At 49.0% G+C, this 620-nt stretch carries 1 protein-coding gene; it reads left to right on the top strand.

The genetic code is table 11. From position 1 onward, the window contains the following. On the top strand, positions 1-620 hold a 620-nt coding region (locus tag R7190_RS28620), incomplete at both ends, for an FAD-dependent oxidoreductase (protein ID WP_318138027.1).

Below are 620 nucleotides of genomic sequence, written 5' to 3'. Positions count from 1 at the left end.
ACCAAGACCCAATCACTATCTGTAATATTGAGAAAACCATCGTGGAAACGGCGTATCGTGAAGGATACGCCAAACCAAAAACTCCGCGTTCTCGCACTGGTAAAACAGTCGCTATTATTGGTTCTGGCCCTGCGGGTCTTGCGGCTGCCGAGCAGCTAAACAGTGCAGGCCATACCGTGACCGTATTCGAGCGTGACGAGAAAGTGGGTGGTCTGCTGCGTTTCGGTATTCCAGATTTCAAACTGAGCATGGAAGTCATTGATCGCAAGATCAATCTAATGGCAGAAGCTGGCGTTGAGTTTAGAGTAAATCAACACGTTGGTGTCGATGTAAACGCGCAACAACTGCGTCAAGAGTACGATGTGGTACTGCTGACTGGTGGCTCAACCGTTCCTCGCGATCTTCCTGTTCCGGGACGCAATCTAAAAGGCGTGTACTTTGCAATGCAGTTCCTCGGACAAAACAACCGCCGAGCAAACAACATGGATCTAAAAGGAGAAGAAATTCACGCAGCAGGAAAACATGTTGTCGTAATCGGTGGTGGTGATACCGGTTCAGACTGTGTGGGTACATCAAACCGTCACGGCGCAGCAAGCATAACTCAAGTTGAAATCATGCCA

The sequence above is a fragment of the Vibrio sp. 1078-1 genome, assembly GCF_033340475.1.
The sequence above is the reverse complement of the archived record's forward strand: the minus strand, read 5'-3'. Positions and strand labels throughout refer to the sequence as shown.